Origin of the sequence: Nocardia sp. NPDC059154 (genome assembly GCF_042755705.1) — a bacterium.
Lineage (GTDB): Bacteria > Actinomycetota > Actinomycetes > Mycobacteriales > Mycobacteriaceae > Nocardia.
This window is the reverse complement of record NZ_JBHZCS010000001.1, coordinates 185,426-210,996: the sequence shown is the minus strand read 5'-3', so window position 1 is coordinate 210,996 and position 25,571 is coordinate 185,426. Positions and strand designations below refer to the sequence as shown.

The 25,571-nt window shown below is 63.9% G+C and carries 20 protein-coding genes; 14 read left to right on the top strand and 6 right to left on the bottom strand.

Annotated features, from left to right (window positions below; genetic code table 11):
- Positions 1-177 precede the first annotated feature (177 nt).
- The 5 genes from ACFXN1_RS00740 to ACFXN1_RS00720 all read left to right on the top strand — a co-directional run bounded on the left by ACFXN1_RS00740 (position 178) and on the right by ACFXN1_RS00720 (position 15,107).
- Positions 178-1,278, top strand: a complete 1,101-nt coding sequence (locus ACFXN1_RS00740; RefSeq protein WP_379437275.1) for a hypothetical protein — start codon at positions 178-180, stop codon at positions 1,276-1,278.
- Positions 1,279-1,359: 81 nt separating this feature from the next.
- Positions 1,360-1,680 carry a hypothetical protein gene (locus ACFXN1_RS00735; RefSeq protein WP_379437276.1) on the top strand — a complete coding sequence of 107 codons (321 nt, stop codon included), beginning with the start codon at positions 1,360-1,362 and terminating at the stop codon, positions 1,678-1,680.
- A gap of 16 nt (positions 1,681-1,696) precedes the next feature.
- Positions 1,697-2,212, top strand: coding sequence for a YbaB/EbfC family nucleoid-associated protein (locus tag ACFXN1_RS00730; protein ID WP_379437277.1), 516 nt, complete (start codon positions 1,697-1,699; stop codon positions 2,210-2,212).
- Between the two features lie 69 nt (positions 2,213-2,281).
- Positions 2,282-14,434, top strand: coding sequence for a toxin glutamine deamidase domain-containing protein (locus ACFXN1_RS00725; protein ID WP_379463459.1), 12,153 nt, complete (start codon positions 2,282-2,284; stop codon positions 14,432-14,434).
- Positions 14,412-15,107, top strand: coding sequence for a pentapeptide repeat-containing protein (locus ACFXN1_RS00720; RefSeq protein ID WP_379437280.1), 696 nt, complete (start codon positions 14,412-14,414; stop codon positions 15,105-15,107). The genes ACFXN1_RS00725 and ACFXN1_RS00720 overlap by 23 nt, the downstream gene beginning before the upstream one ends.
- Before the next feature lie 36 nt (positions 15,108-15,143).
- Here ACFXN1_RS00720 and ACFXN1_RS00715 read toward each other — a convergent pair whose 3' ends face one another.
- On the bottom strand, positions 15,144-15,527 hold the full coding sequence (locus ACFXN1_RS00715; RefSeq protein ID WP_379437281.1) for a hypothetical protein: 384 nt from the start codon (positions 15,525-15,527) through the stop codon (positions 15,144-15,146).
- A 217-nt stretch (positions 15,528-15,744) separates the two neighbouring features.
- Here ACFXN1_RS00715 and ACFXN1_RS00710 point away from each other — a divergent pair, with 217 nt between their 5' ends.
- Both ACFXN1_RS00710 and ACFXN1_RS00705 read left to right on the top strand, forming a co-directional pair.
- Positions 15,745-16,152 carry a hypothetical protein gene (locus tag ACFXN1_RS00710; protein WP_379437282.1) on the top strand — a complete coding sequence of 136 codons (408 nt, stop codon included), beginning with the start codon at positions 15,745-15,747 and terminating at the stop codon, positions 16,150-16,152.
- A gap of 41 nt (positions 16,153-16,193) precedes the next feature.
- Positions 16,194-16,457, top strand: a complete 264-nt coding sequence (locus ACFXN1_RS00705) for a hypothetical protein (RefSeq protein ID WP_379437283.1) — start codon at positions 16,194-16,196, stop codon at positions 16,455-16,457.
- Between the two features lie 18 nt (positions 16,458-16,475).
- Here ACFXN1_RS00705 and ACFXN1_RS00700 read toward each other — a convergent pair whose 3' ends face one another.
- A complete protein-coding gene (locus tag ACFXN1_RS00700; protein WP_379437284.1) occupies positions 16,476-16,751 on the bottom strand; it encodes a hypothetical protein in 276 nt (91 codons plus the stop codon).
- A 185-nt stretch (positions 16,752-16,936) separates the two neighbouring features.
- Here ACFXN1_RS00700 and ACFXN1_RS00695 point away from each other — a divergent pair, with 185 nt between their 5' ends.
- From ACFXN1_RS00695 to ACFXN1_RS00685, 3 genes are read left to right on the top strand one after another with little or no spacing between them, the layout of a single operon-like run.
- Positions 16,937-17,647 (top strand): hypothetical protein, encoded by a 711-nt coding sequence (locus tag ACFXN1_RS00695; protein WP_379437285.1) that lies wholly within the window; start codon positions 16,937-16,939, stop codon positions 17,645-17,647.
- A gap of 2 nt (positions 17,648-17,649) precedes the next feature.
- Positions 17,650-18,636, top strand: a complete 987-nt coding sequence (locus ACFXN1_RS00690) for a nucleoside hydrolase (protein WP_379437286.1) — start codon at positions 17,650-17,652, stop codon at positions 18,634-18,636.
- Between the two features lie 26 nt (positions 18,637-18,662).
- Positions 18,663-19,112, top strand: coding sequence for a hypothetical protein (locus ACFXN1_RS00685; protein WP_379437287.1), 450 nt, complete (start codon positions 18,663-18,665; stop codon positions 19,110-19,112).
- Between the two features lie 281 nt (positions 19,113-19,393).
- On the opposite strand, the gene ACFXN1_RS00680 is transcribed toward ACFXN1_RS00685, so the two are convergent.
- A complete protein-coding gene (locus ACFXN1_RS00680) occupies positions 19,394-19,816 on the bottom strand; it encodes a hypothetical protein (RefSeq protein WP_379437288.1) in 423 nt (140 codons plus the stop codon).
- Between the two features lie 116 nt (positions 19,817-19,932).
- Here ACFXN1_RS00680 and ACFXN1_RS00675 point away from each other — a divergent pair, with 116 nt between their 5' ends.
- Both ACFXN1_RS00675 and ACFXN1_RS00670 read left to right on the top strand, forming a co-directional pair.
- Positions 19,933-20,712 (top strand): DUF6585 family protein, encoded by a 780-nt coding sequence (locus ACFXN1_RS00675; RefSeq protein WP_379437289.1) that lies wholly within the window; start codon positions 19,933-19,935, stop codon positions 20,710-20,712.
- A gap of 492 nt (positions 20,713-21,204) precedes the next feature.
- Complete coding sequence (locus tag ACFXN1_RS00670) at positions 21,205-22,842, top strand: hypothetical protein (protein WP_379463458.1); 1,638 nt, start codon at positions 21,205-21,207, stop codon at positions 22,840-22,842.
- A gap of 9 nt (positions 22,843-22,851) precedes the next feature.
- Here ACFXN1_RS00670 and ACFXN1_RS00665 read toward each other — a convergent pair whose 3' ends face one another.
- A complete protein-coding gene (locus tag ACFXN1_RS00665; protein WP_379437291.1) occupies positions 22,852-23,199 on the bottom strand; it encodes a toxin-antitoxin system YwqK family antitoxin in 348 nt (115 codons plus the stop codon).
- A gap of 56 nt (positions 23,200-23,255) precedes the next feature.
- Positions 23,256-23,804 (bottom strand): hypothetical protein, encoded by a 549-nt coding sequence (locus ACFXN1_RS00660; RefSeq protein WP_379437292.1) that lies wholly within the window; start codon positions 23,802-23,804, stop codon positions 23,256-23,258.
- Between the two features lie 107 nt (positions 23,805-23,911).
- Here ACFXN1_RS00660 and ACFXN1_RS00655 point away from each other — a divergent pair, with 107 nt between their 5' ends.
- Both ACFXN1_RS00655 and ACFXN1_RS00650 read left to right on the top strand, forming a co-directional pair.
- Entirely contained in the window at positions 23,912-24,226 is a 315-nt protein-coding gene (locus tag ACFXN1_RS00655; protein ID WP_379437293.1) for a hypothetical protein, read from the top strand.
- A 9-nt stretch (positions 24,227-24,235) separates the two neighbouring features.
- Positions 24,236-24,754, top strand: a complete 519-nt coding sequence (locus tag ACFXN1_RS00650) for a YbaB/EbfC family nucleoid-associated protein (RefSeq protein WP_379381621.1) — start codon at positions 24,236-24,238, stop codon at positions 24,752-24,754.
- 1 nt (position 24,755) lies between these two features.
- On the opposite strand, the gene ACFXN1_RS00645 is transcribed toward ACFXN1_RS00650, so the two are convergent.
- Positions 24,756-25,424 carry a hypothetical protein gene (locus ACFXN1_RS00645; RefSeq protein ID WP_379437294.1) on the bottom strand — a complete coding sequence of 223 codons (669 nt, stop codon included), beginning with the start codon at positions 25,422-25,424 and terminating at the stop codon, positions 24,756-24,758.
- Positions 25,425-25,571: the final 147 nt, after the last annotated feature.

Below are 25,571 nucleotides of genomic sequence, written 5' to 3'. Positions count from 1 at the left end.
TGCCCGGCACGATAACGCATGTGAAACCGCCTGGACTACTTGTCGGCGGTGGCTGTGCTCACTACCGGATGCGACACCCGGCCGAGGTCGCCTAGTGTTCTCCGGCGTGTGGCGTCACGTGGTCAGGGAGGAGCACTCGTGAGTTTTCCACGCCTCCCCGGGGAACCGGAGACGGTGGTGCGGCCGCTTCTCGAATTGGAGACGGAGATCACCTTTGAGCTGGCACGGCTGCTCACACCGACCTGGAAACGGCTGGATGCGGCGTTCGCGTTCACAGTGAGCGACGAAGCGGCGCAGCTCATTCTGTCCGACGATCAGCGGGCGGTCCCCGCGCGGCCTTCGGCACGGGTGGTCGAGCTGTTGCGGGAGCATCGTCATCGATCAGCGGGAGTCGGCGACGAGCCATGGTGGCGATTCTTGGTGTCGCTGAAGAACACCGGCGAGGCGACTGTCGACTACGACTATGGCTCCGACCCTTTCCCCGATGATCACCTCTTTCCCGCCGCCGCGTATCAAGCGGATCTGCAGGCGTATCCGCGCAGAACCCTGCCGGTGTGGCTCGCCGCTTACGTCGGGCATCAAGGCCGGCAGGTTCGGACACCGAAAATGGCTGTTGCTCAGGCACAAGCGGACCTTGCTTCTGGTGTGACGGCGATGTCCACAGCGGCAGCCTTACCGCCCTTCCCACTGATGTGGGCCCGTTGGGCCGCGATCTCCGCCGCATTCGTGGCAGCGAACTCTCGGTGGGGACCGCGAATCACGGCGGCGGTGGGCTGGTTCGAGGGATCCAAACGCAGCGGTGCGACGCTGCACCGGCTGCCTGGAGGCCGGGCGGTCTTATCCGGCGGAGTGTGGAACGCTGCGGAATTGGATGCCGTGTACAACCACGGTGCCGCGATGCCGCTTCTCTATCGGGGGGCTCCCGACTGGGTAGCCGATCCAGTCCTGAGTCCGCGGGCGGCCAATGGTTTGCTGTCGTTCTGCTATTGGTGGGACGGAAATACCTGGTACCAAGGCGAATCACCGGATCCGACGGCCGTCGGCATAGCTCTGCCCGGCATCTGGACCAGCAAGATCACCGCCGAGATGATCGCGCAAGCACTCGGCACCACTGGCAACGTGGACATTTCGAATCTGGTATCGGCGGCCGAGACCCACCAGGTGACGCGGCCACTACTGATGCGTGGGCTCGGCGATGACGCATTCGAGACACATGACGCCTATTACCAACTGGTGCTCGCCGGTATCGCGAGTTCGATTGCAGCACAGTCCGACTGACCACCTTCACCTTCGGGTCACTCGCCCGAGCCGTATATGATCATCAGAGCATTGGTTGGTACCAGTACATCGGGGGTTGGCATGACTGCGGACAAGGTCAAGGTCGAGGTGGCCGGAATGCGTTCGACCGCAGACGGGCTCGATGGCGTATCCACACAGATCGATGCGATCCTGGCCGCTGTCGACGCCGCCTCGAAAGCCCATGACGGATGCTGGGGTGACGACGAATACGGCAGACCGTTCGCCGATGGGGACAGTGGCTATATCAAACGATCGGCCAATCTCGAGGATGTCCTGAAATCCAAAGCAAAACGGCTGCACGAGTATTCGACTGGTCTCAGGGATGGCGCTACGTCCCTGGAGACCACCGAAGCTAACAACGCCGACGGTTTCAAGTACTGAGCGGCATCGACCGGGTATGGCAAACGAGGCGGAGAAATCACGGCTGGCCGAGCTGCTCGAGATCGTGCAGGGCGGCTTCGCGTCGGTCGCACGGGCTCAGGAGGAACGCGCTCGCCTGACCGCGACCGCGCAGGCAGGTGGGCGCCGGGTGACCATCACCGTGAATGCCGACGGGGTGGTGATCAAGACCGAATTCAGCGATGACGTAGACGATCTCCCCTTCTCCGAGATCGCGGCCGCAGTGACCACCGCCACCCAGGAGGCTGCGGCGCAGGTGCGGCAGAAGTCGCAGGAGATCATGACGGCTTTGCAGCGCGAACAAGAGCGTATGCCCACTATGTCCGAGTTCTTCCCCGCCATGCCCGATATCCAGGCGATGATCCCGACCCCTCCCGAAGTCTCGACCGCGCCTCCCGGATCGCCCGAGCGCGATGCTCCGGACGGATCGGCGCCGCAATTCACCGATGTCGAGGACTGGGAGCACGACGCTCGAGCGCGCAATCGATCGAGCATTTCCGCTCCCGAGTGGTGACACGTGTCGGGGTGGACTGCGGGCGGAGACTTTCTGCCGGGCTGGCTCATGCAGGCCCTCAATTTCGGAATGGCTTATCCGAAAGGTGATGAGGAGGCGCTGTTCTCGCTCGGCGATGCCTGGAACAAGGCGGCGAGCCAACTCGAGAACCTCGAACCCGAACTGAGATCGGTCACCGGCAAAGTCCCGCAGTACTACGTCGGCGACGGCGCGACCAAGATCTCCGAAGAATTCGCCACGCTGTTCGACGGCAAGGACTATTCGATCCAGAAACTGGTATCGAACCTGCACTCGCTGGGACACGACACTCGTGCCACGGCGACCACGATCGAATACACCAAGATGCAGGAAGAAGCCTTCGCGCTTCTCACGCTGTGGACAGTGGGATCTCTCATGGTCTCGCTGTACGGCGAGGTCCTGGTCCCCGCGTATCTCGCCATCGCCCGGGAAGGCCTGGCGGTCTTCGCGGAATCGATGATGAAACGCATTGCCGCGCTCGCCAGCCGAGCCGCACTCGAATCGCTGGCGAAGCCGATGTCGAGAGAGATCGTCGTTCCGCTGGCCAAGCGGATCGCACCGGCCGCCCTGCAGATCGGCAAGGGCGCCGCGATCGCCACCGGAATGGGCGTGGGCCTCGACGCCGGCATTCAGGCGATTCAGCTCGAGATGGGGCACCGGGACGACGGTTTCGACCTGAAACAGACGTTCACGACCGGTATCGAATGGGGCGTAGGCGGTTTGGCCAGCGGGCCCGGCCACATGCTGGCGGACGCGGCGCTCAAACGGGCACTACCCGGGCTGTCCACCCGGCTCGGAGGAGTTGTATCCAGTGGCGTCGGCGGTCTCTCGGGCGCCTTCGGCATGTACGGGGCGGGGTTGGGAGTTCAGTTCTACGACAAGGGGAACTGGCACGACGTCGACAAATCCCTAAGTCCGCAAATGCTCGCGGGCGGTCTCGCCATGGGCGGCCTGGATGGCGTCAAGGCGGGGGTCAAGGAACATGGCGGAGTTCCCAGTACCGGGGATCCGGGCGGTTCACTGGCAAAGGGTGTTCCGGCCGACGCGCAAACCAAGCTCACACCGGATACGAACCCGGCACACGAGAGTCCCGCCGCAGCGACCGACACGAGCGCTCGCGAGAACGGCCAGCAACCGGCCAAGTCCGATCTCGCCACCGACACCGAACACCGTGCCTCACCGACGAATACGACTCCGCAGGCGGTAGACCAATCCCGCTCTGCTCCGGTCGACCACAGCCGTCCGGCCGATACCACCGGCCGGACAACAGACGCCCCGGCTCGGCCCGCCGATACCGGAACCAAGGTCGCAGACAACGGAACACGACCGGTCACCCCGGCCGACCGTCCCGGCGAATCCGTCACCCCCAAGGACGCCACACCCGCCCGTCCGACAGCCGACAGCCCGGCGCGAGCGGCCAATGTCGCTCCCGTCGACCAGAAGTCGAATCTCGTCGCAGGCGCGCAGGACAAGCCCGCACCCGCCCCCGCCGCACAGACGCCGGAAGTCCGCGCGGCGGAACCCTCGGTGCGCGCCGAGCCCGCCGCGCAACCGGCCGCGACGCGCCCGGTCGATGTAGCACCGACCCGGACCGACGTCCCAACAGACAACGGCACACCGACCCGCGCGACCCCCAGCGACACCGCGCCGCGTACCGACCACCCGGAACCGATCGCGGACCGCTCCCCGACGGATGGAAGACCCGGCACTCCGGATCAATCGGCCAACCCGTCCGAGCCACTGAACGGGAAACCACAGGACCCGGGCACCCAGCCGCTGAGCGGCGATCATCAAGCGCCAAAGGAAGATCCGAGTAATACCGGACCGGATCACCCGTCGGAGCACGACAAGTCCGAACCGGACACACCGGCGCTGGTTGTCACCCCGATGCCGCATCCGGGCACGGAGCATCCGCTCGAGGTGCGCAACCGGATCGACAGGGTCACCGGCGTCGAATCAGATCCCGCCATCGCCAAGGCGAAGGCAGAGTTCGAGGACTTCTACAAAGAACAGAACGCCGAGGCTGCGCAGCCGACCGACGTCACCCCACGTGATGGCGGATCACCCACCTCCGCACCGGTATACGAGGCACGGCGCTTCAGTTACGGCCCCGACGAGAAGCTGACGACGCTCACAATCAAGGTGCATCTCGACGAAATCGACAGTGTGCCACCGGAACATCTGCGCGAGATCGTCGACCAGTTGCACAGCGCCAGCGACCGCACTTTCAACACCGGCGAGCGATTGCTCAGTGGCGACCGTCTTCGAGTAGAGCTCGAATTCGTCGACAACCCCACCGACGCCCATCTGAAGGCGACTGTCGGCAACCCGCACGAAAACGCGGACCCGCATGTCTTGAATCGCGACACCCCGTCGGATGTACTCGCCGAGCGACTCCGCGAACACCTCGGACTGTCGAAAGACGACCATCCGCTGACGGACATCGATCTGCGGCACATCAGCAATGACATCGCACACGCCAACACCGACAACGCCCTTGCCGGCCTGCCCGAGACACGAACCATCGGGCCCCGGAGGCTGGACAACCTGGAGCACGCCCAATACCAGTGGGATGTGGAGGACGCGCTCCGCGATGGCGACCGATTTCTGGTTGGAGCGGACCCACGCACGAATCCATACGGCAAGCTGATCAATGATGGCGGTCCACACGTCGACGTCCGCCGATACAACTGCCTCGACCAGAGCCTTTCAGCCTTATCGTCGTTCTACGGCGATCCGCAAGTCGGTCTTCCGCGTTTCGATGACAAGCTGCCCAATGGAGAGTTCAATGCCCTGGGCGAACACCGTGGGCTGAATCGAGCGAGATACTGGCTGGGAGCTCACGAGCTGGGGTGGCCTCTCAACAGCTCGACACCTGTTGTCGACCAATTCGCTTGGCTTCATGACCACATCAGTCAGCGGGGCGAATTGTCCGCTGCTCTGGTCGTCAATACCTGGCATGCCCGCGATGCCAACGGCAATCTCCTGTATGAACCTGATGGAACACCGACACTCGACGGGTCTCACGCAACGGTAGTCGTCTATCCGCGTGGCGCATCGGGTCCGGTGTGGTGGGACCCCCAGATGGGGACAATGTCGGACAAACCGCCGCTGGACATGCAGCTGGGTTCGGCGTCGTTGTCTTTCACGGCTATCGATCCGAATGGAGGCATCACAGGTGCAGGAGCTACGCACCAGGGAACAGGTGGAGGAGTATCTCCGACAGGCTCACATCTTCCCGCAGAACCGGGAAGTCAACATCTACCAGACCGAGTTCGCATGGGTCTGCTGGATGCCGCTGACTCCAGCGGAGCAGGCCGAAGCGAGGCAGACTCCGGGAACGGGGGGCTGCTGCATAGTGAACGCTCGGACGGGAGTGGTGACGGGCTACGGCAGCGCGAGACCCCCGATCATCTGGGGCCAGATGTACGACCAATCGATTCGGACCGGCGAGCCGATGGTGGGGGGCGGACAGATTTATCCGCACCGTTGGAAACTGAACATCCAACGGACACGGGAGGATCAGACCGAGATCGAGTATCGGGTGACCGCGGAGTCCCTGGCCGAACCGCCGGAACCGACCACGGAACTCCAGCTGCTCGTGAACAAGGAAACCCTGAATTATCGGACGAACGTGGCCGGAATCCCGGAACCAGCCCGGCAGGCGATGGGCTGGGTGATCGCCAACCGACAGCACGCGACCTGGCCGGAGCACCTGACCCGCGAGTACTAGACGACCCTGCCTCGCATCCGGCGCCATTGCGCGATGTCGACCACTACCTAACCGAATCTCGTTTTTCGGAGGCGTTGGCACGGGCCGACGAGCACGGACTCACGACCACAATCGACGGTGTCGAGACACCGGTGAGCGATGTCATTCGAGACCGCCTGCCACAACACGCGGATCTGGCGCAGGCCGTTCGGGACAGCCCGTTCCTGGAGCGTTCACTACTCGAACGGCCCAAGGCGCTCGCCGCGGTGCTCCTTCATCCCGAAGAAGGTGCGCCGATCCTGCGCGACGCACTCGGGAGGGTCGCCGAGCGCGGCCCAGAAGCCTGTGTTTCGGACCCCATCGACATCGTGGAGACGCCACTCACCCCCGAGCAGCGGGCGGTATCCACGGAGGTCCGTGATTCGCTGAGCGACAAGGGCATCGCCGATGAGCGGCAGCCCGGCTTCGATCCGAAGCGCCGCAACGACCCCGAGTATCAGCGTGAATTCCTCCAAAAGCAGTACGACCTCTGGCCGGAAACACAGCGGGCGCTGAACGACCTCGTGACCGATATCGCGGGCGATGCCGGCGAACCAGGCTGGCGAACCGAGCCGAAGGACGAAGCCAGAGCCTGGGACAAGATTCGCGAGTACAAGGGCGACGTGTCTCAGCTCACCGACCTGGTGGGCGCGAAGATCGTCTTCGACCGGGTCTCGGATGTGTACAACGCTCTCGAGAAGATCGCCGCCGACCCCCGAGTCGAGATCGTCTCGTTCAAGGACCGATTCGCCAGCCCCCAGCCATCCGGCTACCGCGATCTGCAAATGAAGGTCCGGATGCCCAACGGGCATATCGCCGAACTCCGCGTGCATTTGAGCCACGTCGACGAGGTCGCGGTACACGAGCACGCCTTATACGAGGTGCGCCGTGACCTGGAAGCCCTTGCGGAACAAGAAGGCCGACTGGCGACGCCGGAGGAGTCTGCGCTGCAAGCGGAATTGCAGCGGCATTACAACGAGCAGTTCTGGGAGGCGACCAAGAAAGGACTGGCCGAGGAACTCGGCGGGGAGAACGGCCGTCGCCCGAACGAACTGGAACCCGACCCGATCAAGCGAGAACCCGGAGCTGACCCGGAACGCTCCACGCCCGCGCATCCAGAAGACATTGTCTCCGAACGTGAACCGGGCCGTGTCAAAGATAAGCCGGTCCCGGAGGACGTTCATCCGGTCGATCACGTCGAATCCCGAGAAGAGCCGCCAACCCGAGAGCCCAAGTCGGAGGAAGAGCCGGCGAAACTCCGGGACGAGAGTCCGGAGCAGACGGTCGAGCCGGCGGCCGACACCAACGGGAAGGGCGCACCCCCTGAGGGATCCGAGCCAGTCCAGCCGACAGACAAGGCCGACGGCAAGCCCGACACCCCTATGACCGGCCACCCCGAAACTACGCCGGTGCTGGAGCGCCCACAGCAGGTAACGGAGGCCCGGACCGGACCGCCCGTCGAGCACTCGGCGCGCGCCGCCGAAATCGTCAGCACTACAAACGATCCCGCTGAAAAGCCTTCTGCATCCGGCAAACCCGAACCGGAAGCATCGCACCCGGACACCACCCCGTCCGGCGACGACTCACGGGAAATGGCCACCCACTACAAGGGCAACTCCCGGATGGAAGGCGGGCAGATCTCCTTCGACGAACTCTCGCCGAAGGCAAAGCATTTGGTGAATGAGCTCGCCGAAGCCGAGCACATTCCGCTCCGCCCCGGTGAGGTGAATGCAGACCATCTCGCTGAGCTGCAACAGTTCTCGGGCTATGAGCACGCGATTGTCCAGAACAAGGACGGCGACCTGCGTCTGTTCCGTGGCAAGCAGACCTCCAGCAAGATCCCCGAGGATCTCGCCGGGTACCGGTTCATTCTGCACACGCATCCTGAAGATCGGCTGCCTGGACCGCCTTCCGAGCACGAACGCAGACTCGGATTCAATACCGACAGCATGCGGACGGACGTCGAGAACAAGAAGTCCACCCATATCGAGGCAGTGGTGAGCCGCGACGGCCAAGTCCGGTTCTTCACCGATGAAGGTGTGCTCGACCTCCCGCCCGGCGAGTATCCGCGCGGCGGCCCATTGAACGATCGCGGATACGTCGTCCCCGTTGATGGCCTGGAAACCCATCCCGCGGTGGGAGGCCCCGCACAGCGGAACATCTCGACTCACACACCGGATGGAGGAGAACCCCACGCCACCCACCCTGGGGACCATCAGACCAAGGGAGAGACACCGGCAAAGGTCGACCAGTATGTCGATGAGGCGCTAGCCCTCCACTCCGATGAGCTACCCATTATCGAGCAACACGACGGAGCAACGGCGGTCGACAGTCTGTGCAAGTGGCTCGAGATCACGGATCCGGCACAGCGGCAGGCACTCACCGACATATACCAGGCATCCCACGATCACATCGCTCCCTTCATCGTCAAGGTTGCCGATGACATGTTGACCAGCTTGAAGGCGCAGGTCGCGGAAAACCCGAACCTGAAGGTGGTCTTCGTCGGCAGAGACGGACACAGCCTCGCCACCGCCATGACCCATCTCGATCCGCAGTTCGTCCACGATCACGGGCACGAGGTCACGTTGTCTCGGGCGGTCGTCGAAACTGCCGTCCAGGACCTGGAGAACAACTCCGGCCACAGGTTCCCCGAAATAGACGAGTTCCGCGGTGCGGCAGGCAAGGTCCGCCCCGAATCGATCGAGGACGCGTATCACCGTTTGACGGAATACTTTCGCGATCTCGGTATCCCGGTCGGCGAGCCCGGTAGCGAAATCGCCCTGGTGGACACGAGTTACAAGGGAACCGTTCAGGAGCTGCTGAGCGCCGTCTATCCTGAGACTCGCTTCGAGGGCCATTACATGTTCTTCGCCGAATCCCCGGCGGACGCGCACCCCGGCACCAAGCAGGGATACGCTCTCGACCTCGATGCGGGGCGAAGCAACAAGGGCCTTCCTGTTCGCGAGTTGCCCGCCGATCCCAGCCTGACCTTCTCCCATCAGGATGCGCTGGGCTCGATCGAGGAAATCATGCACGGGCCACTGGACAGCCCGCGCGGGATCGGACCGGACGGCCTGCCCGAGCAGCAATTGCAGCGGCACGACACGGATCCGCTGGAAGGCTTGAACCCGGACACCATTCACGAGCGCTTCACCGATCCACTGGTTCGCGAGGCCGCCAAGCGAATCGCGCTGGTCCCGGTTGCGCAGATCGCCCACAGCATCGCCGAAATGCGCGCTGCGGGACTGGATCCCCGGCCCGCATTGCAGGCCGGGCACGACAACTATGTGGAACAGATCCGATCCTGGATCGGCAACGACGGCGGGGTCGATCCGAACCTCCGCGACGTCCTCGATTCCTTCGTCCGCCGAGGCGACAAAGCGCAGGTACGTCAGCTGGCGGACCTCATAGAGCAAGCCGGTCTCCATCCCGACGAAGCAGCTCGACTCTGGCGCGATTACACCAACTCCGGGATCGATGCCGCCGACAAGAAGGCGTTCATCGACCAGATCAGAGAGACACGGTCCGGTCCCGAAGATCCCGAGAGCCTGCGAGCCATCCACCTCGGCGATACGCACGAAACACCCCAAGGTCACTCTCAACCCGATCCGATCGAGACTCATCCCACCGAAACTCATCCGGCGCAGGGTCATCCCGCCGAAGGCGACTGGTATCAACATCAGCGCGACGAGTGGTCAGAGCTGAATGCCCGGGAGATCGCCGAAAAGCTCGAGAGCGACTGGGGTGTCGAGGCGCCCCACTTCGACTATTCCGGACTGCACCCCGAGGTCTTCCGCGAATTCGCGCGTGCCGTCGAGGACATGAAGTCCCGGTATCCGGACGTGAGCTTGCCCAAGATCTCCATCGAGCAGCTTCCGAAGGATTGCTACGCCGAAACCGTTCCCCGCGTCGACAACGGTCGTGTGTCCACCGACAGGATCGTGCTGGCCGGTGAATACGCCTTGAATCCGAAGCAGATGGCCGACCACGTGATCGAGGACGTCGCGGACGGCCATCTGGTTCCCGGCTCCGGCGATCGACCACTGCATTCGATGTTCCTGCACGAATACGGCCACACCATCGACTTCGAGGGACAACGACAGGCTGGATTGACCGCAGAGTCGGCACTGGCGGACTACTTCACGTCGAGCCGCGGTGGAATGGACAAGGAGGCGTTCACAACCTGGCTCGACCAGCTCACCGACTACAGCTTCGCCGAAAACGGCCGATTGAATCCCGATGAGGCGCTGGCCGAGGCTTTCGCCAACGTGGAGATCAACGGTGAGGCCGCGCCCGAGGCTGCCAAGGTGCTGTACTGGCATCTTCTCGACAGCGCCAACGCGCACAGCATGTCCCCCGAGGGGTTCACGCGGATTCCCAAAGACACCATCGCCCGCGTCTTCGAACCGCACCGGCCCGATCAGCCCATCTCGAAACACGAAGAGCCGGCGCACGAGTCATCGCCCGCCTCCGCTCAGCCACCGCAATCGCTACAGGACCTACGGGAGGGCTTCAAAGAACTTCGCGAGCAGACCAAGAGTGTTGTCGCGGCATTCAACGATCCGGCACGGGCCGACGAATTGCCCACGCTCCGCGCGGAACTCGCCAAACAGTTCGATAGCCTCGGCCTCCGCTCGCCCGAATCCGAGGCAGCCGCCTGGCAGCGCTTCCGCGAACACGATCCCGCGTTGGCCGGGTATCTCGAGGAGCATAGCCAGGGCCTACTGCCCACCGAGGCGACGCCGGCGGAGCAGCCCGCCCATGTCGATCCGGACCGGCAGTCGATGCTGACCCCGCATCTGAAGGAACGTTTCGACGAGGTCAAGCAACGCGTCGACGACCTCGTCAAGGCCTATCACGACCCCGCACGCGCACCCGAATTGCCCGGGCTGCGTGTGAAATTCGGCGATCTGGTGGACAGGCTCGGCCTGCGCGATCCGGAGGCGTCGGCCACCGCATGGGATTTGTTCAGACAGCACGATGCTGCGGTCGCGCAATACGTCGAGCAAAGCCCGCAGCATCTGCTCCCCACCGCCGCGGATCTTGCCCATGCCTACCTCGAGCCGCCCGCAAAGCCATCCGGCGACCAGCCGAGCAGGCAACCACACACCGATCCGCCGCACAAAGAAGATCCGGCCGGGCAGCACCATCCCGAATCGCACGACCAACATGCGAAGAACGAGCCGTCTCCCGAAGACTCGGAACCACGACCGCACCAGGAGATTCCAGAGTCCGCCCCCGCGGAGACGCTCACCTCGGATGAGCATGACGCGGTCCACCGCTACACCGACCCGGATGCCGACGTCTTCAGCGACCTGAATCACCGCCTGCGAAATGAGCTCGAACTCGATCCGGAGCAGCAGCGGCTCATCGCCGAGATGACATCGGGCCGAGAAAAGCTGCCGACCTATAACGGAACGGTCTGGCGCGGAACACACCTCACCCCGGAGCAGATCGCCCGCTACATTCCCGGTGCCAAGCTCACCGAGCCCGCGTTCACCAGTACCTCACGTGATCCGCGCCGAATCTTCGCCAGCAATGTCGAATTCGTCATCCACTCGGAGACCGGCCGGGATATCAGCGGCCTCTCCGCGCGACCCGGCGAGAAGGAAGTCCTGTTCGCGCCGGGAACCGTCTTCGAGGTGCGTGGCGTAGTCGAGCGCCCGAACGCGGGCCTGTTCGGTGTCACCCGCGTCTACCTGTACGAGTCCAGCGCCCACGCTCCGGCCCACGAGGCACCTGCCGAACACGCACCAGCCCACGAGAAATCAGCCGAAAACTCCGAGCACGAGGGTCTGCAACACGACCAGACTCCGGTCGGCGACAGTCACCCCGCCACAGAACTGCCCGTCCGCCACGGCACCGACCGCACCGCCCTCGGCAACTCGCCCGAAGTCCAGCGCGTCTACGACAATGTCCGCAACGAGGGCGAACACGACGTCATCATCCACGGCAACCGCTTCGGAAAGCCCACCGCCGATGGCGGCTTCGAAATCGACCCCCAAAAAATCGTCGAAGCCATCCACAACAACCCCAACTACATCGAAGGCACCCCCATCCGCCTCCTGTCCTGCCACAGCGGCAACGACATCGGCTGGGCCCAACACATCGCCAACGAACTCGGCGTCCCCGTACGCGCCCCCTCCGACCTGGTAGGCGTCCGCGCGGTACCCGATTCCCCCGCGACCCTCCACGACTCCGCCGAATGGCGGACCTTCCATCCGACCGAGGCAGACGGCACCGCGCCGAAGCCCACTGTCTACAAGCCGACCGACCAGCCCGATGGACGGCTCCCGAAGTACGAGGAAGATCCCCGCGAAAACTGGGACATCCTCGGCAACGAAAAGCCCGGCGGCGAAAGAACTCCCCCGCCGGATCGGTCTACTGACAACAGACCCGCGACCGAGCCGGGCGAGGACGAATCACCGTCGTCCGAACGAATTGATCGCCCGGTGGATGATCGAAACGGCGAATACGGCCACCCCCGTGCAACCCTGGACGATCTGGGCTTCCCTGACGGCGAGGGCATTGCCGCGGTTGACCTGCCGCGCTTCGAACAGGCCTTGGCAGTAACAGAACTCGTCCCCACCGAAGAAGTCCGCTTCACTCAACGCAGTGTGAGTCGAGAGACTTCCGACGGCCTACCCATCCAGACGCTCGCCGACCACATGGCAGATGGCGGTTGGCGGGGCGGTCCGATCCACGCCGTGGTCGCGGAGGACGGTCGCATCAGCAGCCTGGATAACCGGCGGCTGACCGCCGCGCAAATGGCCGAACTCGATCATGTACCTACCGCGCTGCACTCGCCGAACGATCGTTTGGCGGATTGGCCACACGAATGGGATACGGATCGACGCGAACGCAATCCCCTCCGGGTCGACATCCGCCGGCTCCCGGATGGCACACTTCGAGTGGGTGGGGACGAAGGCGAGATCGTCTATCGACGTGGGCAGGTCGCCGAAACATGGGGCGAGATAGCACTTTTCCGCTCCGCTGAGCAGCGCAGCCTACTTCCCGGTGACCTCGCAGGATCCGACCAGCGACCGGTTTTCGCGGCCAAACCGGCCCCCGCGATCGAGATCGACCTACCACCGACCGACCATCAGGCCATCGCCGATGCGGTACGCGCCGCGCGCCCCGAGGCCGACCAGATTCTTTCGGATCTCCACTCAACGCTCGAGAACGTCAACCGAGGCCTGGATCTGGTCCGCAATCCGGTCGAGACTCGGGGCGAGGACCACAGGGTCAAGTCGGAGGAGTCGCTGGCTCGCAAGTTCCAAACCGAACGTAACCCTGATGAGACCATCGACCGTTTCCTCAACCGCGTCAACGATCTCGTTCGGTTCTCGACCCGCATGCCAGACGGCGAAGGATATCGTCCTGCTCTGGACGCCGTTCTGAGTCGACTCGAGGAGCATGGATACGAGGTCGTCGATATCAAGAACTTCTGGCAGGAGGACAATCGCTACCTCGGGCTGAACGCCACCCTTCGGTCTCCACACGGACGTGAGTTCGAACTCCAATTCCCCACCGATGCGGCCTGGCGGGCAAACAAACTCACCCACGAGCCCTATGAGGTTTTCCGTCGTACCAACGAGCCCAGCCCGGAGCCAATCGAACGACGAGTCCACTCGTTCTTCGAGATCCTGCGCACCAATGAAGAACTCAACCTCGGTAAGAGGATTCCGACCGGCGTCGACGAGCGCTGGAGCCCAACGGATTCCAGCCTGGCGAAGTGGGTTCGCAAGAACCCAGACCAATGGCGGCGGTACGAGGATTGGCTACACGAGAACAACCGCGACCTGCGCTGGGTTACGGACCAATTCGGCCTGGACCTCGACAAGCACCTTCCCGGCTACAAAACGGAGAAACCCGAGGACGGCAACGGCGTGCCGGGCCTGCCGGAAGCTGATACAGATGGCCCGTCCCAGCCCGACCCAGCTCGTACAGGCCCAGCACCCGAGCTCACCCCCGAACAACGGGCACAGCATTGGCAGCACCTCGACCAGGTGGAGGCAAGACATCCAGAGGAATTCGATCACCTCCAACGGGATCCGGACAAGAATGGCGGCATATCCGAACCGTCCAAGGATGAGGCCCGAGTAGGGCTGGATCTGCGAGAACAAGGACGCCTACCGCAGGACATACAACGACCGGACCAGGCCGATCACGGCGAGTTCCATTCGCGGAGCGACGAGAAGTACTACGACATCAAGGGCGTGCACTCGGACTGGCCGCCGTTCAATAACGTGCGCGATAAATCAAAACCTTTCAAAGGCGCATATGACCCAGCAAAGAACAGTCGATGGGTCGAGAAGCTGCGCGAGCAGATCGAGGAAAAGAACCGAACCGTTATCATCGATCTACGAAATGCCAGCCAGGCCGCGATCGACGATGTCCAGCTGATTGTACGAACACACGGATGGGACGATGATGTCATCTGGTACCCATAGCAACTGGGTCCCGCACACGTTGCCGCGCAACGCAGAAGCATCGGCGCGTCTGCGTGACTGGCTACTAGAGCGCAAGGTGGGCGGACTCGATGCTGGTGGGCTCGATCTCAGCGATTCTGATCTGTCCGGGGGCAACTTCTCTGAATCCTGGTTCGGCGAAACCAGATTCACCAATACCAAGCTGGCCGATGCCGAGCTGTATCGATCCGACGCGGAGGGAGCCGACTTCACCGGAGCGGATCTGACGAACACCTCCCTTGTACGTGTGAACCTCGACGACGCCGTCCTCCGGAACGCGATACTCGACGGCGCAAATCTGGTCGGTGCCTCGCTCTACGGCGTTGACGCCATGGGCGCTTCCCTTCGTGGCACCGCCCTAATGGGTGCCTCTCTGTTGCACGTCGATTTCCGTGGAGCGGATCTGTCCGACGCCGTAGTCGAGGAGAACACCTTCAAGGTGAAGGTTGACGAAGCCACCGTGTTCAAAGGCCTACGAGGAACCGTTTTCGGACCGATCACCCTCACCACGGACGATGGCGAGCACACACTCCACGGCTCGCAGTTGGAAGACTGGATCAATGCACGAGGGGGGGCTGTCCGAGTGCTGTCCCCAAGGCCAAGGGGTTCCTCGGAGAAACCAGTCGAATCGACCTCGGATGACAACGGCAGCTGAGGCGGCGATCGAGCCGCCCAGCCGCACCGTTGTCGACTACCGATCCCGCCGAGGAGTGTCGTCCTTCATTTTTTGCACGTAGTAGTCGTCGTGCCAGGAAACGTCCTCATGGTCCGGCGGATCGCCCTTCCAGGAGAAGAACCACTCGATCCAGTCCTCGGTCGGCAATTCACTGGCGGCAGAGCCGTCTACGGCCAGCCTCCTCGAGAAGGCTTCGGCGGTCGCGCGATCAACCAACTCCCAGCGATCGTCGTTTCTGAAGTCACTGGTAAACCTGATGACCCGACCTGGGTCGTACTGCCACATCTGGATACCCTGAGCCCAGACCAGAGCGTCCTCGGACTTGTCAGAGGTTACGAAGATGGTGAAGGGAGGGGACTTCTCGTACTCTCCCTCGTAGACGGCGCGGTAATACAGCAATGTCAACTCCTACCAGCTCAGCGCAGCCCAACCAGTCCGCTCGAGGATCGGCGCTTCCACCAGGAGAACTCTATCAATGCGTCGGCTTCGGCTGAGTTTCCGCAAACCAGATGCCGACCGACCGAGTCCATGCCCGACCACCACACAAGACGTGTTAGCCAGTCCGACCAGTACGCTGGGCGGCGTCCATAATTAAGCGATGCCGGGGGGTTGCACAGTGACCGAAGCAACGACAGCGGGTGGGTTGAAGCCTGTCGGGATCTACCGCGAGATGTACCGGACGGTGCGCGAGGAGTTGCCCTCGATGCGGGACTCGTACGTGCGTCATCCGATCGCGGATCGGAAACTGGTGTCGGAGTACATGAAGGCCGGTACGCCGGTGTTCGATGTGCCGGGCGAGGTGAGCGATCTGCTCGATACCGCCAAGGCAATCCTTGGTGGGATGTCGCTGGTTTCGGATGGGGAGTGGATCTGGCGGGTTGATTCGATCCACTATCTGGAGAACTATGCGCTGGAGATTCCGGCCGAGTTCCTCGACCATGTGCGGGGGCTGAGCTACCAGCCCAGTGGTGGTGTCGACATCGCCGACGCGAAGTTCGACGCCGCGATCGCGGCCTACTTTTGAGCGGGGAATCACTCATGCAACCACCACCCATACCACCGTGGATGAACCCCGCGGACCCCGGTGAGCAGCGGGAGATCGACGAACAGACCGCGGCGCGAATGGGAATCACTGTCGAGCGCTTGCATGAGATCGACCGGCAGATGGCGGAAGATATGCGGGCTCGTGACGTATTGGACTACTCCGAGCGCGTCATCGATGACAATCCGAAGTTCACCAAGGGATTCGGGCCCGTAACCCTGGACAACACGATCGCGCCGGGTGAGTTGCGTGCCCATTACGAGGCCTCGGAGGAGTCCGAGGGCTGAGCTCTGTGGCCGCGTCGGTTACGAGCGCTTCTCGAGCTCGGTCAGCCTGCGGTCCCGCTCTGCCTGCGAGCGCGCGGCATTGCTGCCGTCCAGCTGCCCGGCGAATGCGCTACGAGCAGCGATCAGGAGAGCGTCGGTGACAGCCGGATAGGCATGGGCGACCTTCCACAGGGCTTCCTTGGTTTCGGGGTCGAGCCCGCTCGAGCTCGGAACGCCGTATCCCGACAGCACCATCGACAGCACACGCTCGAAGCTCTGCTCCAATTGTTCCTTGGTGGGATGGCCACGCCGCACGTCAGATCCCCTTCTGTCGACTGGACCTTCAGCATCGCACACAACGCGTCACCTCGCGGTGGCCGAATTGCCCGGTCGGGTCCCCACCGCGACAACCGACCACGAAGGATAGAGTGCGTGGTGTCTGGGCGGGAATCTCCGACCACCGGTCAGTGGTCAGCGTGGGTGTATTGGAGAGGCGACGAGTGTTCCACGAACGCAACACATGCCACTTTTGTGGACGATTCGTATTGGAAGCCGAGGGATGGGCCGAGTCCATACCGCCCTATCACACGATCCTCGCGACCTGGGACGATGACGCCAACTTCTTCACCGGCTCGTTCCACCTGGGCTGCGTACGCGTTTTTGAGCGCCGGGACGAGTTCCGGCAAGCAATGGTTGGCTGGCTCACGATAACCAACAGGCTGATCACTGTTCACGACGAGGACGATCAGCCGCACGAAATATCCAGCACCGGACTCGGGTACACCGAGAAGATCGCCGAACTACCGGATGGCGAGATCTACGAAGACCCGCGATTCAATCGATGGGTCTTCATCGAAGAAGCCGGCCCGTACCACTTCCTCGAGCTGGACGCGGTCGAGGCCCTACGCGCCCGCGACCGTGTACGTGGCGACGGTGGGGGAACCTCTGCCGTCCTGCCCGCGGAACCTGACCCGAGCATCGAGTCGTGGAACTTGTCCGAACTCTTGGATTTCCTCGAGATCCGTGATCTATACCAGGGACTGCTGGACGACCTCGAACCGAAGTACAAATTCTGGGAGGGCGGTCTCGGCCGCGCGGGCTACATCCTGACCTATTCACTGTCAGCCATTCGCCCCCTCCCTGGCAGTGTCGGAGACTTCTTCGCTCGGTACCTCCCGAACTACACATCCAAGCGGTTGGAGGATGCCTGAGCATGGCCGACAGCAAAGACACCCCGGAGCTGTCCCCGAACCAGATTCGCGATGCGCTGATCGATCAGGCCCGAAGCGTCGGTTTGCACGACAGAGCCAACGCCCTATCGGCCTTGCCGGACATGCTTCCGCCGCTGTCGACCATGCCGCTAATTGTCGATACCGACATCGGAGGCGACCCGGATGATGCCATCGCGATAGCCGTCGCCGCAGGACGACCGGAGTTGGCTCTCGTCATCACCAGCGACGAACACGGCGGAAGGCGTGCCCGGCTCGCGCGACACCTACTGGATCTGCTCGGCCGATCCGACGTCCCGGTGGTCGCGGGCATCGACCTGGGGAATGACAAGTACTGGGCAGCAGAAGGTCTCGTTCCGCAAGAGGTGCCGAATCAGCCCGAAGACATTCTCGCCGCTGTCCGGAAGGTCATGGCGACGACCGTCGGCAAGGTGCGATGGCTCGGCATCGGGCCCATGTCGAACCTCGCGACCGTGGTTGCCGAGATTCCAGATGCCACAGCACGACTCATCGTCACGCAGATGGGCGGCGGTCTGAACTACCGGCATGCCGATCGTGCCGAGCACAATATTCGGCTCGATGTGGCCGCGGCTCGGAAGGTGTTGCACGCCGGGCTGCGAACGTGGATCGTGCCCTCAGATGTCACGTTCCATCCGGCCAATGAAATCACCTCCGTCTCACCCGAATACGAGTTGCTCGCCGCGTCCGGTTCTGCGGGGCTGCTGATCTGTTCGCATTTGGATCAGTGGTTCGCGAACTTCCACCCGGGCACAATGCAGCATGACGCGATGGCACTCGCCCAGGCGGTGGGACGCTCCTTCCTGCGAACCAGCCGAGTGGGCGTGGAACTCGATGAGATCGGAAGAATGACCCCCGGCGAATGCCAGGTCTCCCTCACTCGTTCTGTCGATTACGTGGTCTTCCGGTTGTGGTTGATGCAGCGCCTCACCGAAGTCCTGGCCCACAGCTGACATTCACACATCCGAGAGGCCGCACTGTGCTCTGGCTCCGAGAATCGCCGTCGTACTTCCGCTTCCGCAACGCCACCATTCGTTTGGAAGAGCCCGCCTTCGATCAGGTGGTCGGCCGGAAGCTGAACATCGATACGGGCGCCTTCGAGCCTGCCACGAGGGAAGAGATCGATGCCGTCTTCCGGCCCGGCGCGGATTTGGATTACGCCGCTCTCTCCGAGGAAGAGTTCGTCAAGACCACCGAGGAGTTTCGGAGTTACTACCTGAGCGGCGAGGGACCGATCTTCGACATCTACCGGCAGATCGACAGCATGCTCGACCAGGTCCGGCAGGAACGAAGGCGGATGACACCCCAGGAACGCGAGACGATCGCGGCCTTGCGGCGAAACACATTCAGGATGTGGGAGGAAGAGTTCGCCCGCCGCGCCGCAGGCGAGCCGGCCTCGTTCCGTTACTCCGGCGACGATACCCAGTAACTGCTTGCGCGATAGCCCAAACCGCCGGAAGGACGACCATGTTCGAGCAACTCGAGGTCGACACCTGGGCCTGCGTCGACGACCAATGTCCCACATGATGAGGAGGACGACGGCGTAGCCCAATACGCTGCAGCCGCGATCCAGACCAGCCCCCGGCCTATCGGGTTTCTTCTCGTCGTCTCTTCGTCGAGTCCGGACCCGGTGATGAAACTCCCGCCCGCCAATCCGGGACAGCATGAAGCTGTCCGAGCATGAGCTAGCGACAGGCGTTGCGGCCCGGCCTACGGGACTGACAGGGAAATCCAGCCGTGGGCTTCGCCGATCTTGGCCCACATGATGAGGAGTACGGCGGCGTAGCCCAGGACGCTGGCTGCGCCGAGCCAGACCAATCCTCTGCCTATCAGGTTCTTCTCGTCGATTTCGGGATTGCCCTTCACCAAAGTCAGTAGGGGGATGTGGTATCCGCTGTTGTCGCCGCCGTCGGGCACTAGGAAGGCCGCGACCACTATGAGGATGTCGGCTAGTTGCAGGAGTGAATGTTGTTCGGGGGTGGACATATATGCCGCGAACAGGAGTGGGGCGCAGAATACGAAGGCGGGGAGGCCGAGGGTCACGAGGGTCAGCAAAATCAGCCATCCCGGGGCGAGCAGTCGAATGAGGATGAGGCCGAAAACCAGTGGCCATTGCCATGAAACGATTGTCATTCACGCTCCCACTCCCCGGCATTGCGCACACGATCTTAGCTGCCCCAGGAGCAGGGACGACTCCTCCGTGGTTAGGCTGCGGGGCGTTTGACGAACGTTCGACCACAGGGGGAATCGTGACCCAACCGGACATGCAAACCTATGACACCCAGCGCATTTCGGACGCGGCCACGCGGGCGGGCCTGGGGCGGCACGTCAAGGCCTACGGCGCGGTGACGACGGACTGGCACGGGATCCACAAGCTGGGGATGATCTTCATCGCCCTGGTCGGGGTAACAGTGGTGGGTTTTGCCGTCAAGATCGAGTTGCTGGAGGTCGCGATCTACCTCGCGCTCATCGTGGGCCTGGCATTGCTGTTCTCAACCGTGCACGGACTCTTCTACGGGCAGCGGAACGCAGGGAAGTGGCTGGAGCTCTTCGAGCACGGGCTGATTTTCGTGTCCAGGGAACGGCTGCGAGTCGTTCGGTACGACTCGACCACGGTGATCGAGGACCTGATCGACCATCGCAGGAATGGAGTCACCACCCGGGTGACTCATGCCTACGAGATGCGCGACCTCGACGACCAGCATCTGCGTTTGCGCGAAGGGATCGTCAACCCTCAGGAGTGGGGACCGCGGATCCAGGAGGGTGTCGTCATCCACCAAATGCCCACCGCTCTGGCGACTTTGGGAGCCGGTCAGCCCGTGGAGTTCGGTTCGATCACGCTGAGCGCAGCCGGCGTGACCGGATACGGCACCGTTGTGCCCTGGGCCGACATCACCGACGTCGACATCGCCGAGGGCCGCCTCCGCATCAAAACCGCGGCCAAGCGTCCCCCGATTACCACCCCTATCAGCTCGCTGACCAACCTCAACCTGCTCTACGCATTGATCAAGCGCGGCTGCGGGCTGTAATAGCCACCGGCGCAAGCGACTTCGGACCGCTGAACTGGCCGTCAGGGAGCCAGTCGGATACTCACCCGATTCGGCGAGTGGCACAAAACCGGGGGGATTTGCCCCCGAATTACCCTCCAACTTGTGCCACTCGATGAACGAGCGCCGCGTTGGCATCCGTTCACCCGTCCAATTACTGTCGGCATCAACGTTACGTGGGGAGGAGTAGCGATGGCGGACAAAAGTATGGAAGCCGAGCGGTCTTCGGTGAGGGCAGGGTGACGCGGTGGCGTTGCTTGTCTATTACCGGCAGGTGCGTGATGAGCCGGATGAGGCCGAGTACTGGTTCGGGCCTAGTCGGGAAAGCATGAGTCGGACCTTGATCATTGACAAGGTTCGGCGGACGGCCTGGACCGATGGGGTTGAGGACATGCTGTTCAGGGCGGCGGCGGGGCACATTTTGTATCGGGAGAGGCGCGAGAGGGTATGGCCTACATACGGAATGAAGGCTTCATGACCGAGGCCGGGCGGGCGTCGGGGAATGGGGCACCGGGGGTCGGGCGGATCACCGGGTTCTTGCTGATTGCGGCGGCGGTGTTGACGGTCGCGACGTTCTGGCTGCCTGTGATGTCTATTGGGCTGCACGGCAGTTGGGATATCTATGTCTGGAAGAGCGACGGGCATGGAATGCGGGCGCAGACTACTGACTACTTCGGTGCGGTGCCGTATGTACTCATGGTGATCGGCGCCGGGGTGGTCGGGACATTGCTCGCTGTGGGGGTGGGGGCGCGGCGGCGGGTGCTGTTCTGGGCGGCGGCGTTCGCGGGCGGGCTGGTGCTGCAGATGGCGTCGGGCGATGTGGTGGGCTATACGCGCCAATTCGGGGATGGCGCCTCACCGGGGTCCGGATTCTGGGTGATCACGCTGGTGATGCTGGTTGCCGTCGCGGCCTTGGTGACCGGGTTGCGCGACGCTGTGGTGTCGAAACGTGCTGTGGCGCAAGGGGCCGGAGCGGCGAGCGGCGGGGCGGCGGCGGACCGGGTAGCGGGTGTCTTCTTGATTGTCGCGGCGGTGGTCGACTTCGCGGGGTCGTTCTTGCCGCTGGTGCCGCACGAGTCGATGTTCGGCACCATATGGGGTGCGGGGAAGGACGGGTCCCTTCCGCTGTCCGCCGTGCATTTCGCGCTCGGATCGATCGCGGTGTTTGTCGTGGCCGTTGCCTTGCTGGCGGGTGGTGGGGTGCGGAATCCGGCGGTGCGCGCGGCCAGTGGGGCCGCCGCCGCGGTCATGGTCGCGAACGGGGTCGGCGCGCTGAGCGTCACGTTCTCCTTGGCGGGACTCAACTTCTGGGAATACGCGGGTGGCGGGTTCTACCTGGCGGTCGTCACGCTGGTGCTGTCCCTCGCCGCGACGGTCGCGGGGCTGGTGGCGCAGTTGACGCGGCCGCGGCTGCTCGGTCAGCCGAGGGCGGGGTACGGGCCGGGGTTCATGCCGGCCGGGCCGATGGCCGCTGGGCCGGGTGGCGCGGTGAATCCCTTTGCGCCCGTGAACTCTGCGCCCAACCCGTTCGCGCAGGCGACACCCACGCCGAATCCGTTCGCGCATGGCACGCCCGCACCCAATCCGTTCGCGCAGGCCACGCCCGCACCCAATCCGTTCGCGTCGGCGACACCCGCGCCCAATCCCTTTGCAGCTGCCGCTCCCCCGGCGAATCCCTTCGCGCCTGCGCCCTCCGCGCCGGAGGGTGAGGCGACCGTCAAGATTCCACCGGAACCGGCTGCGGTGAAACCGCCTCGGATGGCGAAGGTGTACGACGGTAAGGATGGGGAGGGGCGGCCGGTGGTGGATCGGCCAGCGTTGGAGGGGAATACGCGGACTGCGGTGTTGGCGTATTTGGAGAGTGCGCCGATTGTGTTGGCGGCGAGGAGTTTCGAGCAGGATGAGTTCGTGTCTGCGGATCGGGATGTGCCGTTGAATTTCCGGACGGATGGGGTGTGGGTTTGGGCGGGGGCGGTGTCGCACTACCTGCACAAGCACGGGTTGCCGCCGGAAGCGGAGTTGGTGCAGCACATTGCGAGTCGAGGGTTTCGGGTCGGCACGGTTGACGACGCCGCGAAGGATGCGGCTGTTCGGGTGATTACCGGGAGTTGAGGCGGTGGGTCACTGCTCGATCGGGTTGCCGGACTCGTCCCAGGTTCGGGTCACGATCGGGTCGCCCTCGTCGTCGAACTCCTGCTCGGTCGCGAGCTGGCCGTTGTGGTGCCAGGTGCGCCAAATGCCCACCGGCACTCCGTGATCGACCTGGCCCTCCGACTTGAGGGGGCCGTCGGCCCACCACTCGCGGTCGGGGCCGTGCGGGATGCCGTCGACGTAGAACACCTGGAAGAGCAGCTGATCACCGATGGTCTCGACCGCCTCACCGGTGAAGGGCTCACCGCGATACGTGAGGCGCAGATCGTCGTCCGTGGCGATCTCGCGCCGGCTCACGCTGTAGTCGATCCTCTTCATGATGTCCCTCTCGCCGGCATGTCCGCCCAAACTATCGAATCGTGTCGACTGCGCCGCTAGCGGTCGGCCAGGGCCGCGGCATACGCGTCGCGCAGGGCCGCGAGGCGGGAGCGGGTGAAGCGGCCGCGTTCGGTGTTGTAGGTGGCGCGGCCCCGCGGGGAGATGAAGGCGGCGGCGGGGATGCGGTCGGCGGCGGGCGGGAGGAATTTCGCGGCTTCCTCCACGGCGGCGAGGGCGGTGGCCAGGATGTGGCGGGCGGTACGTTCGCTCTGCGGGTCGCCGCCCGCGGGTGGGACCTGGCGGATGCAGTTGTCGGCGTACCAGAGCCACACGCCGGGGTCCAGGAGCTCCGACGGGTTGTCCAAGCCGAAGCGGACGGAATCCGCCGGGGGCGGGAGGATGTCGGCGGGTAGGCGGAATTCATAGGCGCGGGCGGTGCCGCACGATGGGCAGTCGCCGGTGTAGCGGCTGGCCAGGTCACCGTCGACGGTGATGACGGCGCTGCGGAACTGGCAGCGGGTCTCGCCGCAGGTGGGGCAGGGTTGCAGGGTGAGGTAGAGACGGGCCTCGGCGTTGGTTCTGGCCAGCGGGAGGGTGTCGGGCATGCGGGCTCCTTCGGCCGGGTACGGGTGCGGGATCGATCTTGCCAGGCGGGCGGCGGCACGTCTTATTCATGTTGTGTTCACTGATCGGTTGTGGGACAGTCGATCTTATGGCCGGGAGATTGCAGGTCCATCCGGAAGCGGTGCGCGATGCCGCGGGTTTCGCCGGAGACATCCGAGCACGATTGCAGTCGATGGCCGACAGTGCCCGGGAGGCGGTCTCGCCGGGAGCCGCGGCATGGGGCGATGACGATTTCGGCGGCAAATTCGCCGACGGCGCCAAGGGATTCGTCACCAGCAGCGCGAACCTGGCCACCGGCACCGAGAACCTGGCGAACTCCTTCGACAATCTGCACGGCGGGCTGACCAAATCCGCCAATCAGCTCGACACCATGGAGCACGGCAATTTCGACACGTTCGCGTAGGTCGGCGAAATGACCGGGCACAACGGGGAAGTCGCGAAGGCCGGAATCGTCGAGGAACTCACCACGCAGTTGCGGGCGATCGCCGAGGCATCACGCCAGCGCACCCAGCTCACCGCCACCGGCACCGCGGCGGGTGGACGTGTGCGGGTCACCGTGAACGCGGACGGGGTGGTGATCGCGACGCGCTTCTCCTCCGATATCGGCGAACTGACCTACGACGAAATCGCGAAGGCGACGACGACCGCCGCGCAGAGCGCCGCGCTCGACGTGGCGCGGCAGGGGCGAGAACTGTTGCAGCCGTTGCGGGACAAGCGCGCACGCATGCCCAAACTGTCGGATCTGATCGAAGGCATGCCGGATCTCGAATCCCGGGCGCCGACCATCGAACCCGCCTCGCTCGCTCCCCCGCAGTCACGGGAACGACTGTCTCAGCTTCGCGAGGCCGCGCCCGACTTCGGCAATGCCGTCGGCTACGAGGCGTGGACCGAGGGGCAGGAGAATCGGGGAGCCACCGACTCGGGGTGGTGAATTACTCGGAGGTCCCGCGCAATTCGGGATAGTGGGTGCGCTGGTAGGGCGACAGCTCCGAGATCAGGAGCTGGCCTGCGCCCTGGCAGATCGGGCAGACTCGGGCCCCATAGCATTCGGGACACATCTCCCCGTCGGGCAGCCGACCCCGGCCACCGCATTCCGGGCAGAAGCCCAGGCCGCCGCACTCGTAGCAGAGGACGAAGCCGGGAGACAGGGTCTCGGGAGTGCGCACCGGGTCCGGCAGCCGGAACTCCTCCGGGTCGCGGAGCGCCAGCGCCGGGGTCCGGCCGCTGAACATCACCGCCGAAGTATGGTCGCCCACACGCACTTCGATGCCGATGCCGTCACGCCGACCGGTGACCACCACGGCGGGTTTCGGACCGGTGGAGTCCTGCGCCTCACCGACTTCCCAGCCCGCCGCGCCGAGGAGAGCGGCCGCGCGCCGGGCGATATCTGCGGCCGAGACGGTCGCGGGACGCTCGCCGCGGATCAGGCCCGAGTACTGGTAGCGCGGCGGCTCGCTCCATCCGACGATCGTCGGCTCGTCGAGAAACAGCAGGCGGAGGTTGGTTTCCGGGGCCAGGTCGGTGATGAGCTCGACCAGCTGCGCACGCAGGACCGCACCCAGCCGGTCCAGTTCTGCCCGCGCTTCCGAAATCTCGCCCATGCGGCCTCCTTCCCGCCGGACCCTATCACCGCCGGGTGTACCCGGGCCGGTCACCGGCAACTCATCTGGCGTTCGTGTTGAGTTCACCTGCTCCCTTGTGGCACAGTCGGTCTCGCCAAGATCAGAACCGACCGGCGTGAGGTGGCC

What these genes read in the sequence shown, in the direction of transcription:
- ACFXN1_RS00670 (WP_379463458.1), top strand. Translation starts at nt 21,205, where the DNA reads ATGACCGAGGCCGGGCGGGCGTCGGGGAATGGGGCACCGGGGGTCGGG.
- ACFXN1_RS00680 (WP_379437288.1), bottom strand. Translation starts at nt 19,816, where the DNA reads ATGACAATCGTTTCATGGCAATGGCCACTGGTTTTCGGCCTCATCCTC.
- ACFXN1_RS00735 (WP_379437276.1), top strand. Translation starts at nt 1,360, where the DNA reads ATGACTGCGGACAAGGTCAAGGTCGAGGTGGCCGGAATGCGTTCGACC.
- ACFXN1_RS00665 (WP_379437291.1), bottom strand. Translation starts at nt 23,199, where the DNA reads ATGAAGAGGATCGACTACAGCGTGAGCCGGCGCGAGATCGCCACGGAC.
- ACFXN1_RS00730 (WP_379437277.1), top strand. Translation starts at nt 1,697, where the DNA reads ATGGCAAACGAGGCGGAGAAATCACGGCTGGCCGAGCTGCTCGAGATC.
- ACFXN1_RS00660 (WP_379437292.1), bottom strand. Translation starts at nt 23,804, where the DNA reads ATGCCCGACACCCTCCCGCTGGCCAGAACCAACGCCGAGGCCCGTCTC.
- ACFXN1_RS00690 (WP_379437286.1), top strand. Translation starts at nt 17,650, where the DNA reads ATGGCCGACAGCAAAGACACCCCGGAGCTGTCCCCGAACCAGATTCGC.
- ACFXN1_RS00655 (WP_379437293.1), top strand. Translation starts at nt 23,912, where the DNA reads ATGGCCGGGAGATTGCAGGTCCATCCGGAAGCGGTGCGCGATGCCGCG.
- ACFXN1_RS00645 (WP_379437294.1), bottom strand. Translation starts at nt 25,424, where the DNA reads ATGGGCGAGATTTCGGAAGCGCGGGCAGAACTGGACCGGCTGGGTGCG.
- ACFXN1_RS00705 (WP_379437283.1), top strand. Translation starts at nt 16,194, where the DNA reads ATGAACCCCGCGGACCCCGGTGAGCAGCGGGAGATCGACGAACAGACC.
- ACFXN1_RS00720 (WP_379437280.1), top strand. Translation starts at nt 14,412, where the DNA reads ATGATGTCATCTGGTACCCATAGCAACTGGGTCCCGCACACGTTGCCG.
- ACFXN1_RS00725 (WP_379463459.1), top strand. Translation starts at nt 2,282, where the DNA reads ATGGCTTATCCGAAAGGTGATGAGGAGGCGCTGTTCTCGCTCGGCGAT.
- ACFXN1_RS00650 (WP_379381621.1), top strand. Translation starts at nt 24,236, where the DNA reads ATGACCGGGCACAACGGGGAAGTCGCGAAGGCCGGAATCGTCGAGGAA.